Below are 19,664 nucleotides of genomic sequence, written 5' to 3'. Positions count from 1 at the left end.
ACGGTTTTCCTGGTATCTAAAATTGTTATCCATTATGACTAGTTATAAACTCATTATGCCTAAACCGGTTCTATCCTAAACAAAAGGGGAGCGCCGGTTTCGTCTCTCTTGAATAATATCTGGCTCTAAAAAAAGCTATGAACGATTAAACTGCAAGTTAGCACAAGAAGTAAACGGGAGCGCCACAGCCATTCCATCTTTAACGAAAGCATTCGTTGAATAAGGGTGTTACTGTTTAATTCATCATTTTCTTCAGATATTTAATTAATAAACTCCTCTAAACTAGCTGCATATTCGTCTAATTCCCTTGTTTCGTGATTCCAGAGAAAAATGGTATCTTCAATTTTTCTGTTCACTTTTTTAAAGCACAGTAGATCTCCCGAACCATCATCACCAATTGCAATAAGGTCTTCAGACATTCTTTCATCTCTTGCTTCCTTATTTTGTCTAACAACATCGTCCCATGTTTTTTTAGAATTTATTTGGGTTTTAATAGGATAGAGAATCCATTCATCGATTTCTACATTATTTACTAACTTAAAAAGTTCTTTGTACTTATTTAGAGGCCCATTTGACTGCTTGTACGTACCTCTTCAGTCTGTATTGTCAATTCATTCAAATCTAATTCATATTCAATTAAATAATAATCATCAAAGCCATGTTCAAAGTTAATAGTAAATTGTAGACGAATCCTTTCAAAGTTATTATGAATTCCCCAATTCCTCGAATAGCTCGCTTGAAGCAGCCTGCTGACTGTATCACCTGCAACAGCACTACCACCACAAGTGATATTCCAAAGGTTCGACCACCCTTGCTTAAAGGGCTGACGTTGCTGAATCTTTTGAATTAAATATACATATGTGTACTATTAAATAGAACTCTCCTGGTTTCATTTCATCCTCCCTGAGCTATTTGTTTCTCTATTTTATTACGATACTTATCAAATAAATCCCACTTTTCCATTGCAAAAATCCTTATGTATATTATTGTAATAAGATTCCCAGTATACTATATAATCAGATTATCATAATGAATTTCACAATAGATATTTAAAGATTTGGAATAAAGTTAAGTAACTTTCCCATAACGACGATTAGGAACATTTATTACTTCGAGTTGAAAGTCCGCAAAAAACTGACCATCGTTTTATCGAGCTAATGCCCCCTTTAGTTGAAGTACATTTCTTTACAAACTTGGTTGCCTTTTTAAATAAAATTTGTTTATTTATTAAGGAAATGCATCCCTGACAACTATACCTCTCTTTAGCAATCCATAACATTCTTAATTATTGTTACAACATCTTTCAAATATGAACCAGAGTGTGGTACGAAATCTTCTTTTGTAACACTTTTTGTAATTTCTAACTTTTCATCATACGTATTAATTATGAAACCATTTACAGTAATTTCAGTTCTCTTCTCAAAAACAAAATCATAAAAATTTTTGAATTTGGTTCTTACAATGCCAGATACTTCTTCTTTTTGAAGTTTATATACAGGTTCTTCATTTACTCTATACATATATACATTGCCAAATTCTTTATCAATAAAATTTTCAGTAATAATACAATCCTTTATAACACCTATTAATTCTAAATCTTCCATTGATACATCCATGCCTAATTCTTCTTTTATTTCCCTAATACCCTCTCCAACAGTTTCATTGGCCAAGATATGACCAGCAGCCGTAATATCCAATAAATTAGGAAAATCATTTTTAACCTTACTACGTAATTGAAAATATATATAATCTATATTATTTTCATTTTTTAAAAACCAACAATGAAAGGTATCGTGCCAGTAACCTTTTTGGTGAACGATATCACGACTAGTTATGCCTAATGGATTTTTTTGTTCATCGTAAATTTTTATCATTTCAATACTCATAAATTACCCCCTATTAACTCAATAATCATTTTATTTTCTTATAAAATGCAGAATAAACCAATATTTATAAATTCTTTACTGACTAATCTGCCATTATAGCAAGATCAAGAAAGAGTGCCGTTGCTTCATAGTATCTATTAGTCATTAAAAAAAGGCTCCCTCTTTTTCATTGACTCCTTTGTCAATAAATCGTAGCATTCCTTTTCCAACAGATATAACATCTTCTTGATTAAAAATAATACAAGCTGTTCCTCCAACATACTTCTCACATTCAAACTCACCAAGAACTGTCACGTACCCCTTTTCAAAATGATAAATGAGTTCACCGTCATGTTCCTCTATAGCACTTAATTCGTTGTGTAAATATGCTCTAATCGGTTTATCGTATAATTTCATATGGATCACACCTTTTTTGTATTCATAAGTTTAATACCAAGCAGCCTGCCGCTTCAGTACCATAATGGATAAAAAAGCATTCATCCGTCTTGGATCAATGCCCCTAGTCTAAGTACAATTCTTCCCTTACTTTAATTTATTCCAATCATGCTGCCTCTTTTTTCCTATATTAAGCAAGTTACCCTTTGAGCAAACTATATATTGATATAATTATAATCCTGATCTATATGCTTTCTTGTAACAATTTCATTTTCATCTAAGCCATTACATATTGCAAAAAAACCTTCATTAGTTTCAAAACCGACGCCAATCAATTGTTCCATCCATTGAATAATTTCAACAGTATTTATTTCTTTCTTTAAAAATTTATTAAGCTCTACCAATTTGTTCTTTTTCCAAACTAGTTTTCTACCAAAGTAATTAATCTCTTGTAACAGGTCAATGTGGTCAAAAGTTACAGCATATTGATTAGTCTTGTATGCACATAGTTCTAACTGGCAAGTTTTAAATTTTAATATTACTGGCAGGTCATTAAACCATTCATCATTAATACTATCCCAGGACACCCATAGTTCTTCTATTGTTTGCCCTTTCAGAGATTCCAGCTTACATTTATATTCAGCTATGATTCCAAACGATTCTTCATACAATTTGGGATTGTAATTTTTTATTCCGAAAATAACAATTCCCTCCTTCTCCATTTTCCTTTATAACTAAATTTCCTAAGTTAATCCCGTTTGTCACATAATACATTTATTATAGAAATACAGCTCCTGATAATAACAAAAAGAAAAAAATGTGCCTGATAGTTCAAGAAAAATGAACAAATTTTAGATCTCTGCCAACAAAACTAGAAGACGGAGGTTGTAGTCCCAATTCTCTCGACCAAACTGAAAGTTGTCCGATATGATGAATTTCGTGTGCAATAATATGGTGAATTATATCATTTACAGCGTATTTCTTTTCATCCCAAGGGACACTGACACTCTGTTCCTTCAAGTCATCTATGTTTCTCAAATATTCAGCGATTTCCTTCCGTAATTTATCTGAAAGAGCTTTAACCTTTTCAAGTGTATTATAGTCATCAAACTGAAATACTACATCCTCTTTCCCTTTAATACCACGAATCCAACTATATTCCACATCAATTATATGGAAAAGTGTAAATAAAATATTTCCTACTCCGCCAATACGATTTTTTAATAACTCTTTAATTGTTAATTGATTACACCAGTCAAACCATTCATCTCTTACTTGCCAGTTATATTCAAAGAATTTTATCAATATTTTGAACACCCCTAATTTAGTTTAATACAATACCTTTCGCTATAAAGTATTTATTTCCTTCTTCCACCAAACTAACATCCTACTTTAGAAAGAAATCAATACCTTTTTGGAAAAGTATCGCACCAAATAGTTTAAGTGTACTACTTCACAAGTGAACAACTAATCTTATATTTTTTGTATGCTAATGGTGTCATGTTCATAGACTTTCGGAATTTATCGATGAAATAACTTGTACTGTTAAACCCTACTTGATAGGTAACATCTGTAACATTGGAATCTGGATGTTGTAATAAAATTAAACTTTTTTGAATTCGATAATCGTTTACGTAATTTAAAGGTGTTTTCTTTAAAATTCGTTTAAAATATCGACAGCATTCGGAACGGCTTAATTGACCAGCTCGTGCAATATCGTCTAAAAGGATTTTCTCAGCATAATGCAGGTGTATCCAATTTAGCATTTGTTTCATTCGATTATTCTTTAACATTTCCGTCTCTTCGGACTCTAATTGAATACCATTTATTATTAGGTTCTTCCAAATTAAAGTAAGATGTACGGTAATGTCAATTTCATAGCATGGTGGATTTTGTTGTATCAACTGATTGATTTTCATGATAGAGGCTAAAATATTTTTCGCCCAAAGCTCCGTTGGATCCAATAATAAATAAGGTATATTAGTTGCTTGAATATAGGGATTTACATAGGTTGTATAAAGTTCCTGAGATAAAATGAAGTGTGGTGAAACATTCAAACAAATATAGACACAACCCGACTCATTCTTATCTTTTGCCATGTGAAGGCAGCCACTATTTATAAATAGCCCTTCACTTTCTTGAACTGTAATATTCTCCTCATTTATTTGAAAAATTGCTTCTCCTTTTACAATGAAGATAAACTGAAATTCATCATGCCAATGAAGTGGTACATATCCATTTATATTTTGGTTAATGATAGTTTCATAACAAGCAATAGGTAACTCAACTGTACGGTGTTCAGTTAATTCTTTTAAACTTTCATCAACCATAAATTTTTTTATTTGCATATATATCACCTCAATATACTTATATTTTTTTATTCGATTCAGATATTATTTTAGAGGTTTTCCACTTATTATTTAAATATTATAACACTATTTTTATATTTAAGGGTGGAGGATCTATGATGAATAGACGAAAGGGCATATTTCTTGTTATAACGGGAGCAGTATTTTGGGGGATCGGTGGTACAGTTGCAAAAAAGCTTTTTCAACAGTATCAAATCGATCTAGATTGGTTGGTAATAATCCGATTGCTTATAGCTGGATTTTTACTCTTAGCAGTTCAGTTTTTCAGAAAAGATCGTTCCCAAATACTTGGTGTTTGGAAATCTCGAAGGACAGCTATTCATTTAATTATCTTCGGGTTACTCGGTATGCTTGCGGTTCAATACACATATATGGCTTCCATTAAATATGGAAATGCTGCTGTTGCAACACTATTACAGTATTTAGCGCCTGTTATGATTATCGTATACTTAATTTTCCGCAAACAATTGGTTTTAACACGAAGTGATTTGTTGACTGTTTCTTTGGCCTTATTGGGTTGTTTTTTCTTATTAACAAACGGCTCAATCTCTCAATTATCTGTACCTGCACTTTCAATCATTTGGGGTGTTTTATCAGGAATAGCATTAGCATTTTATACTCTTTATGCAGTTCCATTACTGAAGCAATATCATTCACTTGTCATTGTCGGATGGGCTATGATTATCGGTGGTTTTGCATTAAGTTTTATCCATCCTCCCTGGCAAATGGACCTTAAAAGCTTAACGATAGAAGCTTATTTATATTTAGTCTTCGTTATCATATTTGGTACCATGATTGCATTTTGGTTCTATATAGAAAGTTTACAAAGTCTGCTACCTAAAGAATCAAGTCTTCTTGGAAGCATAGAGCCACTAGCTGCTGTTTTGACAACGGTCTTTTGGTTAAAAGAAGCCTTTGGTTTATTTCAATGGGTAGGTACAGCTTGTATCATTGGAATGATATTATTGTTGGCTTTGAATAAAGAGTCTTCTCCAAGAACTGGTCAACCTCCTAAAAATGAAGAGCCCCTCAAAGTTAGTTGATTAGAGGGGCTTTCTTAAACTAACGCACTATTTTAAGGACAATACTTCACATCATCTTTTTGTGTTCTCACCAGATCTTTATATGTTTTTATCCTTTACACGTTTCATTTAAAGACAAACAGAGCCATAATGATGTCGCCCCTCAAAAAGAAAAGCAATGATACTCTCATAATAGGGTATAAATTTTTTTAATTCGATTAGCTCTAAGATTTCTTCTTTAGAGGCCCATTTGACTGCTTGTACCTCTTCAGTCTGTAATGTCAATTCATTCAAATCTAATTCATATTCAATTAAATAATAATCATCAAAGCCTCTTTCAAAGTTAATAGTAAATCGTGGGCGTATCCGTTCAAAGTTATAAAGAATCCCCAGCTCCTCGAATAACTCTCTTGAAGCAGCCTGCTGACTTGTTTCGCCTGCAACCGCACTACCACCACAAGTGATATCCCAAAGGTTCGACCATCCTTGCTTAAAGGGCTGACGCTGCTGAATGAGCATCTCTCCTTTTGGGTTAAATATACATACGTGTACTACTAAATGAAACTCATCTGAAGTCATTTCGTCGCCACGAGCTATTTGTTTATCAATTTTATTACGGTGCTTATCATACAAATCCCACTTTTCCATCGCCAAACTCCTATGTATATTTTTTGTACAAGATTCTCAGTATACTATTGATTAAATTTATAATAATGATTTTTACAAAATATATCCAACACTTCGTAATAAAATGATAACGATCCAAAAATCGTGGGAGAACATTTTATACTAAAAGTTAAAAGTCCCGTAAAACTGACGATACTCCTTATTAAACCAAACTACCTCTTTAGAAAGAAAGGCGATACCTTTTTGTAAAAGTATCGCTCCCGTTTGTTTAAGTACATGTCTTCACAAACAACGTCTTTTCCGTTCATTCTACTTTAAATTTCTTGAGTTATTTCTCTTAAAAATTGTTTTCTCTTCTCATCTGTTGTTAAGTTGACTCTAGAAAAATGTATCCATTTAGTGTATTCATTTTTAATTCCCAGGTCAGCTAAAGTTCGATTAATGAAAACTCCTTGAATAGCATTGCCTCCTTCAGATTCAATATATTCTTTATCCGTTGTAGAAGTTGAAATCACAGTTGTTTTTTCTATATTTGTCAATAGCCCTTTGAGAGTACTTGTTGTTTTATCCTCTAGGAAAGCGAATCCACTCAACATCACTTTATCAATAAATCCTTTTAGAATAGCAGGTAAGTCCCACCACCAGACAGGAAATATAAAAATCAACTCGGTTGTCTGACTTAATTTTTTTTGATAGTCCTTAACTAATTCGTAAGGTGTTTCTCCTCTATTAAATTGCGCCAATTCTTCTGCTGTAAATACGGGATTAAATCCATCTTTATATAGATCGATCACTTGAAATGTTTCTTTCTTAGCTTCTAAGTGTTTCGTGATAGAAGTTAAAATTGCATGATTATAGCTTCCTTCCCATGGATGTGCATAGACAATGGTTTTCATTACTAGTTCACCCTTCTCCCTTATTTTCATTATTTTGATGTACATTCATCTTATTGTATGCTATATATTTTTACAAGTACGGTAATTAAAGTACGATACTAACCTAAAGGAGAGTGCTAAATGAAAAAAGAATCTTATCTATTTGAAGGGAATTTGAAGGATACTGGTTTTGGATATACTTTGTCATTAATTGGCGGAAAATACAAAATGACAGTTTTATATGCGTTATATTTAAACAATAACCCTATACGATATAATCAGTTGAAACGGAAGCTTGGCAATATTTCTTTTAAAACATTAACCAATACACTAAAGGAACTTGAGAGTGATCAACTAATTATTCGAATGGAATATCCTCAAGTACCGCCAAAAGTAGAATATAGTTTATCAGAAAAGGGGTTGTCACTGATTCCTGTATTAGATGCAATTTGCTATTGGGGAGAAGAACAATTGGATAAAAGGAAGGAAGTCACGATTAAAGAAAATAATAACTAAATAAAGCTGCCTTGTCAGCAGCAGTAGATTCATTTTCCATAGTATTATTCAATAAACATACCCCGATTATGAAAAAAGATTGGTTATTGAATGCTGCCACTATATTCAATAACAAGATAATCAAGCAAATAACAGTAATTTTTACTATAGGATGAATAAATTGAATATATGAAGTTATTTTAGGTGAAAATACCAGTGATTATCATGTAGATCGTATATTTTCGGAGGTTGTTTATGAAGGGAAACTGGAAAATGTATTTATTATTGGTATTGCCTTGGTTAACTATAAGAAAACTTGGTAAATTTAGCTTTCTTCGCTTTCTCCCCACTATTATTTTTAGCGACTTGGTTATTGCATTAATAAGTGAGCTATCCCGAAATTTAAAATGGTGGAAAGTAAGAAAACCTATATTCCCCAAATTAGCAACGGATGTCTCTTTTGTATTTGGACCTTTTACAATCCTAAACTTTTGGATTTTTAAATTAACTTACAAAAGATTTTGGCTATATCTATTTTCTAATATCATTGCTGACTATTTATTTGCATATCCATTAACTTCAATAGCCGAGAAGCTTAGAGTATATAAAATGGTAAGAATGAGCCGAAAACAACTTTTCTTTTTAAGCATTGCAGTAGCAATAATTAATTACTTGTATCAATCATTATTTGTCGAACCTTTAAGAAGGAAGTATAAAGAATGTAAATGAGAATTTATATCTATACCAAAGAACCCCTAGTTTATGTGTTGTTCAAACCAGGGTTCTTCTATTGTTTCATCTACACAAAGAATGCAAATTTTGTTAACCTGCCCATTAATACCAAGTCTAAAAGCAGTAATAATACCTATTGGATTAACAACCGGAAATGAAATAAGTTAGTCTCTTATAACTGTAAACTCATAGTAATAGTCCTGGTGTTAAATCCCAATTTCTCATACAGTTTAATTGCATGATTCTCTGCAAATGCACTTAGACGGATTTCTGAATATCCATCTTGTTTTAGATGGTCAATACCTGCTCTCATTAACAGTTTGGAGATCCCTTTCCCTCTAAATTCTTCTATAACAAATAGTTCGTAAATAAATCCAATTACCCTATCAGTAAATTGGTCTTTACTTGTCCCTATAAGAATCCAGCCCATTATTTTGTTGTTTTTTGTTGCTATTAAATAATAGCTTCCGTTTTCCAAAAGTGGTTTAACAAGCTGGTCAATTTTTTCCTTCGTAGGTTCCACTTGTCCTAAAGTACCATCAAAAACAGCTTGTGGTGAAAGAGATAATACCTTTTTTAGTTCAAAATCATTAGGTTTTCTAATATCCATTAATTGAATCAGTCCTTTGATTTACTTTTATTCAAGTTTAGCATATATTTTGAAGGCGATTATGCTAAACTTGAATTCTATTTGCGCCAACCTGCCCTGCCCCTATAGCGACACAAGAATATCGCTAAGATATTGCATAAACTCCAGTAAATTCAATATGAAAATAGCCACTAGAGGATGTATGGAATTATTAAATTTACCTACCATTTTATAGGTTCATCAAATTAACCACAGCGATTTCCACTATAGCAACACAGAATATGGCCCTCTTTCTTTAAAGAAAGCCTCGGCTAAAAATTATGTATAATTATATTCACTCTAGATCAACTATCCTACTTTAGTAAGAAATGCGATACCTCTTTGTTGAAGTATCTCACCCTATAGTTTAAGTGAATACATTCACAATCATTCCATCTCTTAAGAAAAAAGAGCTGACAATAAGCAGCTCTTTGATCTAAAAATTAAAATTATTTTCTTAAAACTGGAATCCAAATTTCGCTTTTCACAGATGGTGAAGTTAAATCTTGGGTTTTAATCGACAAGATTTCGGGTCCTTCTGTTACTTGATAATTGGAAGATGGAAACCACTCAGAAAAAATCCTACCCCAAGTTTCCTGTAAAGTACTAGGAAAAGGTCCCGTTGATTCAAATATCGCCCAGGTTAAAGCAGGAACCTCAAGTTTTGAAAAGTTTTCAGGACATTCTTCTGTTGTTGCCACTCCTATATACTGATCAAGCTCTCCTTTTTCTTCCATACGTCCATCAGAAAAGTTTGTAGATGCTTGAATCATCCCTTTAGGTTCAACATTAGAGAGTTTTTTTAATGGATCTATTTTTCCCATATCCAAAGATTTCCATATTGCTGTAATTTCTGGGTTTTCCCCTTCAAAAATAATTGGAACTCTTTTCATAATACCAACTATGTTAAATGCCTTTTTGTGTTCAATTCGGTAATTCATTTCATTTCCTCCTCTAATTGATAATTGGAAGGTCATTGGTGGAAAGGCCTTTAATTGCTGTCCGTTGTTTCTTGCTTCTGATGGTGTTACACCATGTAAATTTTGAAAAGCTCTAGTAAAAGAGTCTGGAGAATTGTATCCATATTTAACCGCAATATCAATTATCTTTAAAATACTATTTGTAAGCTCAAATGCTGCCAAACTCAATCGTCTACGGCGAATGTATTCTGATAATGTTATACCTGCCAGAAACGAAAACATTCTTTTAAAATGATATTCAGAGCAATGAGCAATTCTTGCCACTATTTTAAAGTCTATTTCGTTCGTGAGGTTATCCTCAATATACCTCATTGCATTATTCATGTTCTTAAGCAAATCCATTAAATGACCCCCTTTCATCAATAGAGTAACAGGAGTTGAATGTATCCGTCCGACATTATGTGCACCATTTTGTCGGTTTAATCCTATCTTTTACTAAACTGACCTTTTCTACCATAAGAAAGACCTTACATATTACAGTTTACTGCCACTTTAGCACCACATGAAAAAGGCCTCCCTTTATATAAGAAATGCACCCTTTTGTTTAAGTACATTCTTTCACAAACAGAACCCATAATCTCCATAGTAAGAAAGCTGCCCAGTTTGGATTAGATTTGGATATTCCCATCCTTCATTAGCAGCACTTTAGTTCCACCTTCTTTAATTCCCACTACTTTCATATCTTCGGTACCAAAGGTCTCATTGACTTACAAAAGTGAAGTATTCAGCCCCTCTGCCTTCAACTCTTCTTCAGATTGGCCAAGGCCATTTTGAATATTGGAGGGCGATGCATTTCCGATTTCAATAGGACTGGCCGTATTTTCAGCAAACAAGGTATTGTAAAAAAGAGTATCTGCTTGTGCAAGTGGAGATTTATTAAAGACCAAGGCAATTCACCTAGATAATGTGAACCTTCGTCTGTTTCGATGAGATTATGTAACACTTTGTCCCTTTGCGGCATAATAGTCGGTAATCCGTCCATCTTTAAAAATTAGATAAGATTCATCGATTAATCAATTGAAGTTCCAGAAGATCTAAATTGCAATCTATAGAAAACAGAAAAAATATATCTGTTCTCTTGGCTAAAATCTTCATCTGATCTGATCTTCTCCTCCTCATCTTTACAATTCTCCATCAAGATACTTTATTAGGTACAATTCAGGCTGCGCGAAGAACTCTGTAAAGCTGCATAAATCCAGATACGTCTGATGCTCTACATCATAACATCCTATCAGGCCATTATTCTTTGGGTTCCAAACCAACTGTAGGTCAGAGTAATTGTCGATATCAGCTGAAAGACGCAGCAGCTTTTGTCCACCGATTTTCATCTCAATTGTATCGTTCAACGTAAAAAAATCTATATACTCGATTTCATATTCATTTTGCGCTAGCTCAAGGCGTAGCTGATTTCCTGTAAGGAAGCAGACCAGTTCATCAGGTAATTTATATTTTTTAAGCTCATTTTTCTTGTTCGCTGGATCATGAAATTCAGCCGGCTCCAACGATTTCAAATAATTAGCCATAACCGTATCCTTATTGCTGACCGCAATCGTATATGGCCGATCGCCGTCTTTTTCCGCTTTAGTAACATCTGCACCATGTTCAATTAAAAATTTAACCATGCCCATATTCCCCATACGAGCAGCCACTGTTAATGGAGTCGCTTGATAAGGATAGACCATATCCGGTTGATTATAATTGATGTCCACTCCATGATTGAGCAAATACTTGAGTGTCTTCAGGTCATGGTCCGATGCAGCTTCACGCATAATGGCACCGCCGTGCAGCTTGATATCTAATCCCAGCTCATGAATAAGCGGAATGTTTTTTTTGTTGCCATAATAGGCTTCTGAATATGCACCCGACCCCATTTGATTAGGCTTGTCCATATCGGCTCCTTGCGCTGCAATGTAACGGACGATATCCTCCCCGCAATAACGTACAGCTCTCAAAAAAGCTGGATTATGATGAACATTCAGGTTAACGCCATGCTCTACCAGCAGCTTTAGAACCTCCATTTTCTGCAATACGAGCGCCAGATCTAACGGACTAAGAGAAATACGCTTACTAAGTACGATACCCTCCTCAATATCCCAGCCTGCTGCGATTTCCGCCTCTAAAGCTGGAATATTTCCTTCATAAATATGCATCGCAATTTCCGGCAGCTCCTGAAACCTTCCAATATCTCTCAAGACGATCAACCTTACCACTCCTTAGCTCAAAATTTTATGACACACCTTATCCGGATCTTTTTTTATAATTGTAAAACATAGTTAAATTGGGTTATTTTTTTTGATTATAACAATCCTTTATATTCTTAGTATTACTACGATTAGTTTTAGAAAAAGTTCCCATTATTTAACAAACCTTTACCAATAGCAAGATTTCACTTATTGCAGGAATGCTTCCCCTTTAATAACTTAATAGACAAAAGTGCGTTCATCCGTCTTGGATCAATGCAACAGTTAGCTGAAGAACTAGCGTATTATCTTTATCTCCTTAAAGCCCCTATCCAAACATCACCTTTGTCGAGACTATATTGCAGGAAACTCCCATCTTCATCTTTAATTCTTACGGCATCATAGGCTTTTTCTTTTATTCTTGATACTTCTTTTTCAGTTAAAGCTCCTTCTTCTAACCATTCATTTAAGTCGTTTTCATCGTAATAATCACTCTCTATATGCAAATCCCATTCAAATTGTTCTAACTTGTCTCTCAAAGAATGAAATTTATCAAATGGAAATCTCTTATTTTCTTGCCTTCTTTTGAAGGTTTCATCATAAAAATCAAGACAATTTCTATATGCGACGACAATTTGTGAATTAATAAAATGGGGGTCATAAAGCCAGAGTTTCAAATAAAAGTCTTCATCTTCTTTTTTCATTTTTTGATGCCACTTTAGGTAAACTTCGATCATTGCATCAAGTAAAAGGCAATTATACCAATTAGGAGGGGTTCTTCGTTCTAATCCATAAAAAGGGTGAATCCATAATTTTTCGTATTGTCTTTGGTAATTCCTTAAGTAGTCCATATCTAAATTCATTGCATTTTGCTTCCATCTTTCGATTTTTCTTTTATGCCTTTTCCAACCTCGTATTTTCTTCTTTTTTGAAAAATAAAACACTTGTACACTTCCTTTATTGATTTATATAACTCAATGATACCTTATCTTCTTATTTAACTCCCTGCACCTTTAGCTACATGAGAGAAAAACTTCCCTTCTATTTAAGAAAAGCCCCCCATAGTTTAAGTACCTTCACAAAGTGATATTTAGAATATACCAAAAAGATGAATCAAAAAGAATGAGTAGCAACTTTCATTTCATGCTGTCCATAAATCAAATCAGGTGACGTTAGAGATGTTTAAAAGGATAAAAAAAATGCAACTAATAATATCAGCTGCATTTTTTTAATATATTCTTTGGACTTTTTATCTGTTATTTATGGTCATGGATTGAAATTCTAGCGGCTTACTCCCCTACCATACCGTCGTTATCATTATCGCGCATATATTTGTACAACCAATGATCACTTGTTATTGGCATGCTATATCCTGCTGCTTTTGCTTCTTTAATTGTTACTTGACCATCACCGTTTGTATCCACAGTAGAAATATCCTCTTTCTTCTTTGAACTAGCTGACTCAGAAGACTTACTGCCAGTTAATCCAAGTGATTTATTTACTTCATCAGGGTTCACATTGTCGAATTCATCCTTAATGACATTTCCTTTTATTGTATAGGTATACTGATATCTAGAAGGAATCTGCGTTTCTGTATTAGGATATGTGATGATTGCTTCAAAGTTCGTTGCACCACCTGCCTTACGGATTGCGTCTTCCATATAAGCTTGATCACCATGGCGGTTAAGCGTACTATCTTGTGGGGTAATATTATAAGCATTCGACACTCCCCCAAGTGAATCTGCAACGATATGTCCTTCATCTAAATCTGCTCTCTCGACACCAGGAACCTTTGCTTCATCAGAGTAGTATCTGCCAGACGATGTTACTGGTTCCTTATTGTCATCTTGTAGAATGATTTCCTCAGCAATAACACGGACTAGCTGCCCATGCTTATTCGTAAATGCCCAATATTCACGATCCCCGTATCCAATATCAACAACAACATTCGGTTCACGATGACCAGATAAATCACCGCCATCCACTTCAATAAGTTTGTATCCTTTGAACAGTTCATTTTTTGATTGGGCTGCTGCTTCCTCTACTACTTGTTTTTCAGTCGATGTTTTTTCTGTTTCACTATTTTTGGTAGTTACTTCTTGTAAATCAGCTTTCCCATCTGTATTCGATACATCTTCTACGTTGGAACAACCAACTATAAAGATAGCAGTTAAAAGTAAGATTAAATAGTTCATTTTCTTTTTCATGTTAAGACTCCTCATGATGTTTTCTTATTATTCATTCTAGAAATTTTCAACTTATACAGAATTAACAATGTTAACCTGTTTAAAATAGTATATTACAATTTTAATATTATTACAGTAAATACTTAGATTATGTAGTATTAAATTCAATAAAAGTTTAGGAGAGATATTACATTATTTTTTTCTAATTAGAAGTTTCACTAGTATTTGCTTTTCGATTCAACAAAAGATGCTATTTGATTAATTTTAGTACTGAAATAGGCACTATTCCAAGTCAGAAATTGTCTTCTTTAATATTACTTCACATCTATAGTAGAAAATTTCTTTTTGTTTACCTTAACTAAGGTAAACGATAATAAAGCAGAAATAAAGATTAGGATGGAGGCAAATATATAAACGGCTCTTATTCCAACAAAGTCAGCAATGAAACCTATTAGAAAAATGGATAAACCTGTAACAGTTGATAATAGAATACTCTGTGATGCAAATACCTTGGGTAAGTCTATGGTTTGAATATTTATTTGAAATGCAGTTTGTTGAGCCACATCTCTTATTTGGTAGGCTGGACCCATTGCAATACAAAGCAGAAGAGCCAATATAGGACTACTGGTCAGCCCATAAATTAAAGTAAAAATACTAAATACTAACGAACCAACTGCCATACTAGGTATCAAGTGCTTCTGAATTATTTTAGCTATGAATATGGTGATTATCCCCCCTAAAATAGCACCAACATAATAGCTTGCATTAATAAAACCCCACCATTGCTCTCCTTGGTTTAGGGCTTCTTTTACATACACCAATGTTATTGCCCCAACCCAAATGGAACCTGCCATTCCCTCAATAACATCCATTAAAGTAACCATTCTAAGCGTCTGATTATGCCATAAAATCTTCCATCCTTCATTCATCAGCGCCCACTTGGATTTATTTTCGACAGGAACTTCCATATTAGAAACGAAATGTTTTGATGTAATATATAAAGCCAATACAGAAAGCCAAAGCAATACTACATTAAACGCCAAAGTAGAATTATGTCCCCAATTTATTACTGCAAAACCTGTAAAGCTGTAACCCGCTATTTGAACAGATTGAGTTGTGATGGATAGTGAACTGTTAGCTCTCACAAGATTTTCCTTTGGTACAATTTTAGGTGTAACAGAGTTAAGTAATGGGTTTCCCCATCCTTCCATAAAAGATATAACTAAAATAAATAGAAGCAAAACATAAATATGATTCGTTATCGGCATAAAACCGAGTAGTAAAAAAGAAAGTAATAATGCTTTCAACCCCTGAAGCTTTAACATTAATTTAGCGAAAGCAAACTTTCTATAAATTAATGGGGATGTTAGACCTGCAGTTAAATTAGCCAAAGCCTTGAATAAAGGAAACAATGAGGACATTAATGCAGATTCCGTTTTTTGATATATGTAGGTGGTAATGACCATAATGTAAATGACATCCGCTAAGGCTATGCTTGTCTTAGCAAACCAGAAACTATAAAAACGTATACTATTCATACTATTTCCTCTCTTGATTAATCGAAAACAACCCTATGATTATATCATTAAAATACAAGTTTTTCCTTCTTCTTTTTGTTTATTGCGCACATACCAAACGATTATATATCCATTCCACCGCATAAAAACGCAGCTTTTATACAACCTGAAAGTTAACTTAAACAAGTAGTCAACTTTTTTAGTTACCTTATAAAATTACGCTCTTACTTCATTACTTTTTTAAAGTGGAAAAATTCATATTCTGTATCTGGTTTCGTTTCATCCACTTCAAAGTCTGGGCCAGGGTTACCTCTATGCAAAAATTCCACAATATGAAAACCACATTTATTCACATAAAAGTGAATATTGCGTTTTTCAAAATAGGGTGTATATAGCTCCCAAACTTTTGTTTCTGGGTATGCTGCCTCTATTGCTTGCCACGCTTTTGTCCCGATTCCTTTACCATGGGCATTCGCATTCATATATAAAAATACAACTTCATTATGCTGTGTGTCTTCATCAATCTTTAACACTGCTCCACCCAGATTTTCTCCGCTCATTACGAGATGATAGATCGCTGCATCTGGTTCTGCGAGCATTTGCTCAACATCCTTTTCAGATGGAACCGGTGCTATTTCAGCTGGATTATCATGCTCTGGAAAACTATCCTTTAACCCTTTTAAGAAAGCTTTGTGTAATTCCTGCTTAAAATCGGCCAGCATATACTTGTTTACCGGAAGAAGTGTAACGTTTTGTTCCATATTACCTATCATCCTGCCACGTCCTTTCCACACTTCTTTGTACTTTACCTTATTCATTATTCTCCAAGTACAGAGCAGAACTGTAGTAAATGGTATATAAATACCTAATCTACTTCCCGTTCACTTCATGTTTACTATATAAAAGGAAGTCATCTTAAAATGGCTGTTGAAGTGATCAATATTAGATCTTATCCTAGTAATCAGCCCACGCCCCCTTATGCAAAAATCTTTTGCCCGATCTTGTCTCCTTATTTATGTAATCGGTACTTTTCCTTTAAACTTGAAACACCATATTTGCTCGTTCTTTTGGATATTCTGTGTTTACATAATAATCCTCTGCCTTCCAGTATCTATGCTTAAATTTATTTAGATTCTGCTGCGTTTCCTTGCTTTCTCGTGCAAATCTAGTTTCCTTTGAACAATCTAAATAGAGGATAAAATCGAAAAACTCTCTCCATTCTTTCCGTTGTAAGAAAACTCCTTCTATTATGATTAAGTCAGTATGCGATAAGGAAATCGTTTCTATTTGGTGGGTATCATCGTCTGAATTATATTTACGCAGCTGTAATTCTGTTGTCTCTTTTAGTTTTTTTAAAAGTGATTCTCGTAACGTATGGACATCCCATTGTAAATGATAGTATTCATACCATTCCTCATAGCCGGTATGATAACGCCGATTTTTTTCTACAATATAATCATCTATGTGTAAAACTGTTACAGAAAATCCTTTTTCATGGAGACTTGCTTGTAGTTTTTTCACTATAGTTGTTTTTCCAGACCGGCTTAGCCCGTCTATCCCAACTACAACTCTTTTCCCACTTGTGGGTGTTGGAATGCTTGCTGCTATAGCATTTATATGATCTTGCACATTAGTCCCTCTTTTCCTTTAGAGCTGTTTCACTAAATTTGTTATCATTCTCTCATTCTTCTTTATCATTAGATTTTAACAGACCAGTCTGATTACATCCAGTTTTTTGGAAAATTCCTCACCTATTAGGTATCTCTTTTTTCAATCTAGAAATCAATTATTTTTCTCTTTTTATCAGCTGACCTCTCCTACTTCAATTAAATAAGCGTTTTAAATTTCCTAATCTAAAGCAATGGAGACCAAAACTTTTTGGTCTCACTTTCTCTTTTACTAAAAGGGGATGCTTGCTGCTTTTCTTTTGTAAAATTCTATTAAACTTTTTTCGTTAATGGAAACAGTACACAATCTTTAATTGTCTCACTGTCTGTTAATATCATTAAAAGGCGTTCAATCCCAAATCCCCAACCAGAAATTGGCGGCATTCCATATTCCATTGCCAATAAGTAGTCTTCATCCATTTCCATTGCCTCTAAATCACCGCCGCTTTTCAAAACAGCCTGTGCCTCTAATCTTCTTCTTTGCTCAAGAGGATCCACTAATTCAGAATATGCATTGATAATTTCAGCTCCATTTACTACTAATTGAAAGCGATCCGTAATTGCGGGATTATCATCATTTGCTCTTGCCAAAGGTGACAAATCAATAGGATGATTGATTAAAAACGTTGGCTCTATTAGTTGCGGACGGCACATTTTTTTATATAACAAATCGATAAAGTTCCCTCTTCCTAAGGTCTCGATATTGTCTTGTTCTAAATAGATACTTCTCCGCTTTGTTTCTTCATACAAGTCATCTACATTGGGAAATAAATCAATATCAATGCCTGTATCTTTTAGAATTAAATCCCTAAAGGAGACGACTTTCCAGTCTAAAGAAAAATCAATGGTTTTTCCTTGGATGGAAATAACGGTTGTATGAAAAACCTCATTCAGCACATATAGAAGTAAATCACGCATGAGTGCCATTGTATCCTCATAGCTCCAATAAGCCGCATAGCCTTCTACCATCGTAAATTCTTGAAGATGCTGAGGACTGACTCCTTCATTTCGAAAGCACTTTGCAAGCTCAAATATTTTAGTAAAGCCTCCTACTATTAATCTTTTTAAGTAAGTCTCTGGTGCAATTCGTAAATTTAATTCCGAATCCAATGCATTATGATACGTTCTAAATGGACGAGCTAATGCCCCGGAAGAAGTATGCTGTAATATAGGTGTCTCCACTTCTAGGAAATCTCTTTCTTCTAAAAATCTCCGAATTGCACGCACTAACTTTGTTCGTGTTAACATTCGTTCTTTTGTTTCATTTGTCATCATCAGGTCTAAATAACGTCGTCGATAACGGGTCTCTACATTGTTTAATCCATGCCATTTTTCTGGCAGAGGATGCAGAGCCTTTCCTAGTAAAACATATTTTTCGATCCGCAGCGTTTTTTCCTTTGTTTTTGTCGAATACATTTTTCCTTCCACACCAATAAAATCTCCTACATCAAAATAGTTAGCGAAAACATTGGCTGACTGCTCTCCGACCTCTTCTTTTTTCAAAAGCAGCTGCAGACTTCCTTGAATATCTGAAATCGTCAGGAAGCTAAATTTACTAAACTGGCGAATCCCCATGATTCTTCCTGCCACTCGCACTCCTTCTGTGCCATCCTCCAGTAAAGCCGCTTCATAAAGTTCATAATTTGTCTCATATCTTTCTGGATATACGAAAACTCCCTCTGATCTTAATGCCGCTAATTTTTCTATTCTCCGTATTGTTTGTTCCTGGCTCATTCTATGGCCCTCCAGTCCTTTTATTGGATTTTTTATTTATTCTATATAAAATAAAAAAACTCCCACCCCCAAGATTATTCATCTTGAGGACGAGAGTTATTATTAACTTCGTGGTACCACCCCAGTTTATTGATATGTTGCCATATCAACCTCTTCGGGTACGGCAATTAAAAAATTGGTTATACCCTATCTCTATAACGGGAGATCCCGTCGCAGTATCACAAAGAGGGTTTCTTTGATCCGTGCGAAAGCTCCAAGTCTTTTTTCATTAAGATTCTTATTACTCCTTTTCACCAGCTGGAGCTCTCTTTAAATAAATAATCAAAATTACTCTTCTCTTCTTAGCCAACTATTCCGTATTTATTTTAGAAAATATTACCTTAAATTAGAT

Annotated in this window: 20 protein-coding genes, 1 pseudogene and 1 other annotated feature; of the genes and pseudogenes, 3 read left to right on the top strand and 18 right to left on the bottom strand. The window is 34.0% G+C overall.

Annotation, left to right across the window (positions count from 1 at the left end):
* Positions 1–260 precede the first annotated feature (260 nt).
* From MHH96_RS16090 to MHH96_RS16065, 6 genes and pseudogenes are all read right to left on the bottom strand, one after another.
* Positions 261–557 (bottom strand): annotated as a pseudogene (locus MHH96_RS16090) (SMI1/KNR4 family protein); the annotation flags it as partial.
* Positions 558–1,262: 705 nt separating this feature from the next.
* Positions 1,263–1,886 (bottom strand): NUDIX hydrolase, encoded by a 624-nt coding sequence (locus MHH96_RS16085; protein WP_047940186.1) that lies wholly within the window; start codon positions 1,884–1,886, stop codon positions 1,263–1,265.
* 144 nt (positions 1,887–2,030) lie between these two features.
* Positions 2,031–2,282: a hypothetical protein gene (locus tag MHH96_RS16080; RefSeq protein ID WP_047940185.1), complete on the bottom strand. Its 252-nt coding sequence runs from the start codon at positions 2,280–2,282 to the stop codon at positions 2,031–2,033.
* A gap of 194 nt (positions 2,283–2,476) precedes the next feature.
* Entirely contained in the window at positions 2,477–2,983 is a 507-nt protein-coding gene (locus MHH96_RS16075) for a hypothetical protein (RefSeq protein WP_061800561.1), read from the bottom strand.
* Positions 2,984–3,092: 109 nt separating this feature from the next.
* Complete coding sequence (locus tag MHH96_RS16070; protein ID WP_144545915.1) at positions 3,093–3,566, bottom strand: DinB family protein; 474 nt, start codon at positions 3,564–3,566, stop codon at positions 3,093–3,095.
* A 143-nt stretch (positions 3,567–3,709) separates the two neighbouring features.
* Complete coding sequence (locus MHH96_RS16065; protein ID WP_047940183.1) at positions 3,710–4,609, bottom strand: AraC family transcriptional regulator; 900 nt, start codon at positions 4,607–4,609, stop codon at positions 3,710–3,712.
* 119 nt (positions 4,610–4,728) lie between these two features.
* Here MHH96_RS16065 and MHH96_RS16060 point away from each other — a divergent pair, with 119 nt between their 5' ends.
* A complete protein-coding gene (locus tag MHH96_RS16060) occupies positions 4,729–5,673 on the top strand; it encodes an EamA family transporter (protein ID WP_061800965.1) in 945 nt (314 codons plus the stop codon).
* Between the two features lie 108 nt (positions 5,674–5,781).
* Here MHH96_RS16060 and MHH96_RS16055 read toward each other — a convergent pair whose 3' ends face one another.
* The gene (locus tag MHH96_RS16055; protein ID WP_047940181.1) at positions 5,782–6,300 is read right to left on the bottom strand and encodes an NUDIX hydrolase; all 519 of its coding nucleotides are present in this window, start codon (positions 6,298–6,300) and stop codon (positions 5,782–5,784) included.
* A gap of 293 nt (positions 6,301–6,593) precedes the next feature.
* Positions 6,594–7,175: an NAD(P)H-dependent oxidoreductase gene (locus tag MHH96_RS16050; protein ID WP_061800966.1), complete on the bottom strand. Its 582-nt coding sequence runs from the start codon at positions 7,173–7,175 to the stop codon at positions 6,594–6,596.
* A gap of 120 nt (positions 7,176–7,295) precedes the next feature.
* On the opposite strand from MHH96_RS16050, the gene MHH96_RS16045 reads away from it, so the two are divergent.
* Both MHH96_RS16045 and MHH96_RS16040 read left to right on the top strand, forming a co-directional pair.
* Positions 7,296–7,670, top strand: a complete 375-nt coding sequence (locus MHH96_RS16045) for a winged helix-turn-helix transcriptional regulator (protein ID WP_061800967.1) — start codon at positions 7,296–7,298, stop codon at positions 7,668–7,670.
* Positions 7,671–7,904: 234 nt separating this feature from the next.
* Positions 7,905–8,378 (top strand): hypothetical protein, encoded by a 474-nt coding sequence (locus MHH96_RS16040; protein WP_047940178.1) that lies wholly within the window; start codon positions 7,905–7,907, stop codon positions 8,376–8,378.
* A 175-nt stretch (positions 8,379–8,553) separates the two neighbouring features.
* Here the strand turns inward: MHH96_RS16040 and MHH96_RS16035 are convergent, their stop codons facing one another.
* The 10 genes from MHH96_RS16035 to lysS all read right to left on the bottom strand — a co-directional run bounded on the left by MHH96_RS16035 (position 8,554) and on the right by lysS (position 19,273).
* Positions 8,554–8,991: a GNAT family N-acetyltransferase gene (locus MHH96_RS16035; RefSeq protein WP_047940177.1), complete on the bottom strand. Its 438-nt coding sequence runs from the start codon at positions 8,989–8,991 to the stop codon at positions 8,554–8,556.
* Positions 8,992–9,458: 467 nt separating this feature from the next.
* Entirely contained in the window at positions 9,459–10,331 is an 873-nt protein-coding gene (locus MHH96_RS16030) for an AraC family transcriptional regulator (RefSeq protein WP_047940176.1), read from the bottom strand.
* A gap of 365 nt (positions 10,332–10,696) precedes the next feature.
* On the bottom strand, positions 10,697–10,876 hold the full coding sequence (locus MHH96_RS16025; RefSeq protein WP_047940175.1) for an aminopeptidase: 180 nt from the start codon (positions 10,874–10,876) through the stop codon (positions 10,697–10,699).
* A gap of 234 nt (positions 10,877–11,110) precedes the next feature.
* On the bottom strand, positions 11,111–12,190 hold the full coding sequence (locus tag MHH96_RS16020; RefSeq protein ID WP_341117670.1) for an ankyrin repeat domain-containing protein: 1,080 nt from the start codon (positions 12,188–12,190) through the stop codon (positions 11,111–11,113).
* Positions 12,191–12,480: 290 nt separating this feature from the next.
* A complete protein-coding gene (locus MHH96_RS16015) occupies positions 12,481–13,032 on the bottom strand; it encodes a hypothetical protein (protein WP_176473254.1) in 552 nt (183 codons plus the stop codon).
* A 426-nt stretch (positions 13,033–13,458) separates the two neighbouring features.
* Positions 13,459–14,376, bottom strand: a complete 918-nt coding sequence (locus MHH96_RS16010; RefSeq protein WP_144545919.1) for a DNA/RNA non-specific endonuclease — start codon at positions 14,374–14,376, stop codon at positions 13,459–13,461.
* A gap of 293 nt (positions 14,377–14,669) precedes the next feature.
* Complete coding sequence (locus tag MHH96_RS16005; RefSeq protein ID WP_095321364.1) at positions 14,670–15,893, bottom strand: MFS transporter; 1,224 nt, start codon at positions 15,891–15,893, stop codon at positions 14,670–14,672.
* 203 nt (positions 15,894–16,096) lie between these two features.
* Positions 16,097–16,690 (bottom strand): GNAT family N-acetyltransferase, encoded by a 594-nt coding sequence (locus MHH96_RS16000; protein WP_341117668.1) that lies wholly within the window; start codon positions 16,688–16,690, stop codon positions 16,097–16,099.
* 217 nt (positions 16,691–16,907) lie between these two features.
* Positions 16,908–17,501: a kinase gene (locus tag MHH96_RS15995; protein ID WP_082138204.1), complete on the bottom strand. Its 594-nt coding sequence runs from the start codon at positions 17,499–17,501 to the stop codon at positions 16,908–16,910.
* Positions 17,502–17,812: 311 nt separating this feature from the next.
* Positions 17,813–19,273 (bottom strand): lysine--tRNA ligase, encoded by a 1,461-nt coding sequence (gene lysS / locus MHH96_RS15990; RefSeq protein WP_144545921.1) that lies wholly within the window; start codon positions 19,271–19,273, stop codon positions 17,813–17,815.
* 82 nt (positions 19,274–19,355) lie between these two features.
* Positions 19,356–19,625 (bottom strand) — a binding site (T-box leader).
* Positions 19,626–19,664 lie beyond the last annotated feature (39 nt).

Source organism: Niallia sp. FSL K6-0212 (assembly GCF_038007605.1).
Lineage (GTDB): Bacteria > Bacillota > Bacilli > Bacillales > Cytobacillaceae > Niallia > Niallia circulans.
Note: the sequence above shows the minus strand (reverse complement) of the source record. Positions and strands in the feature narration are given on the sequence as shown.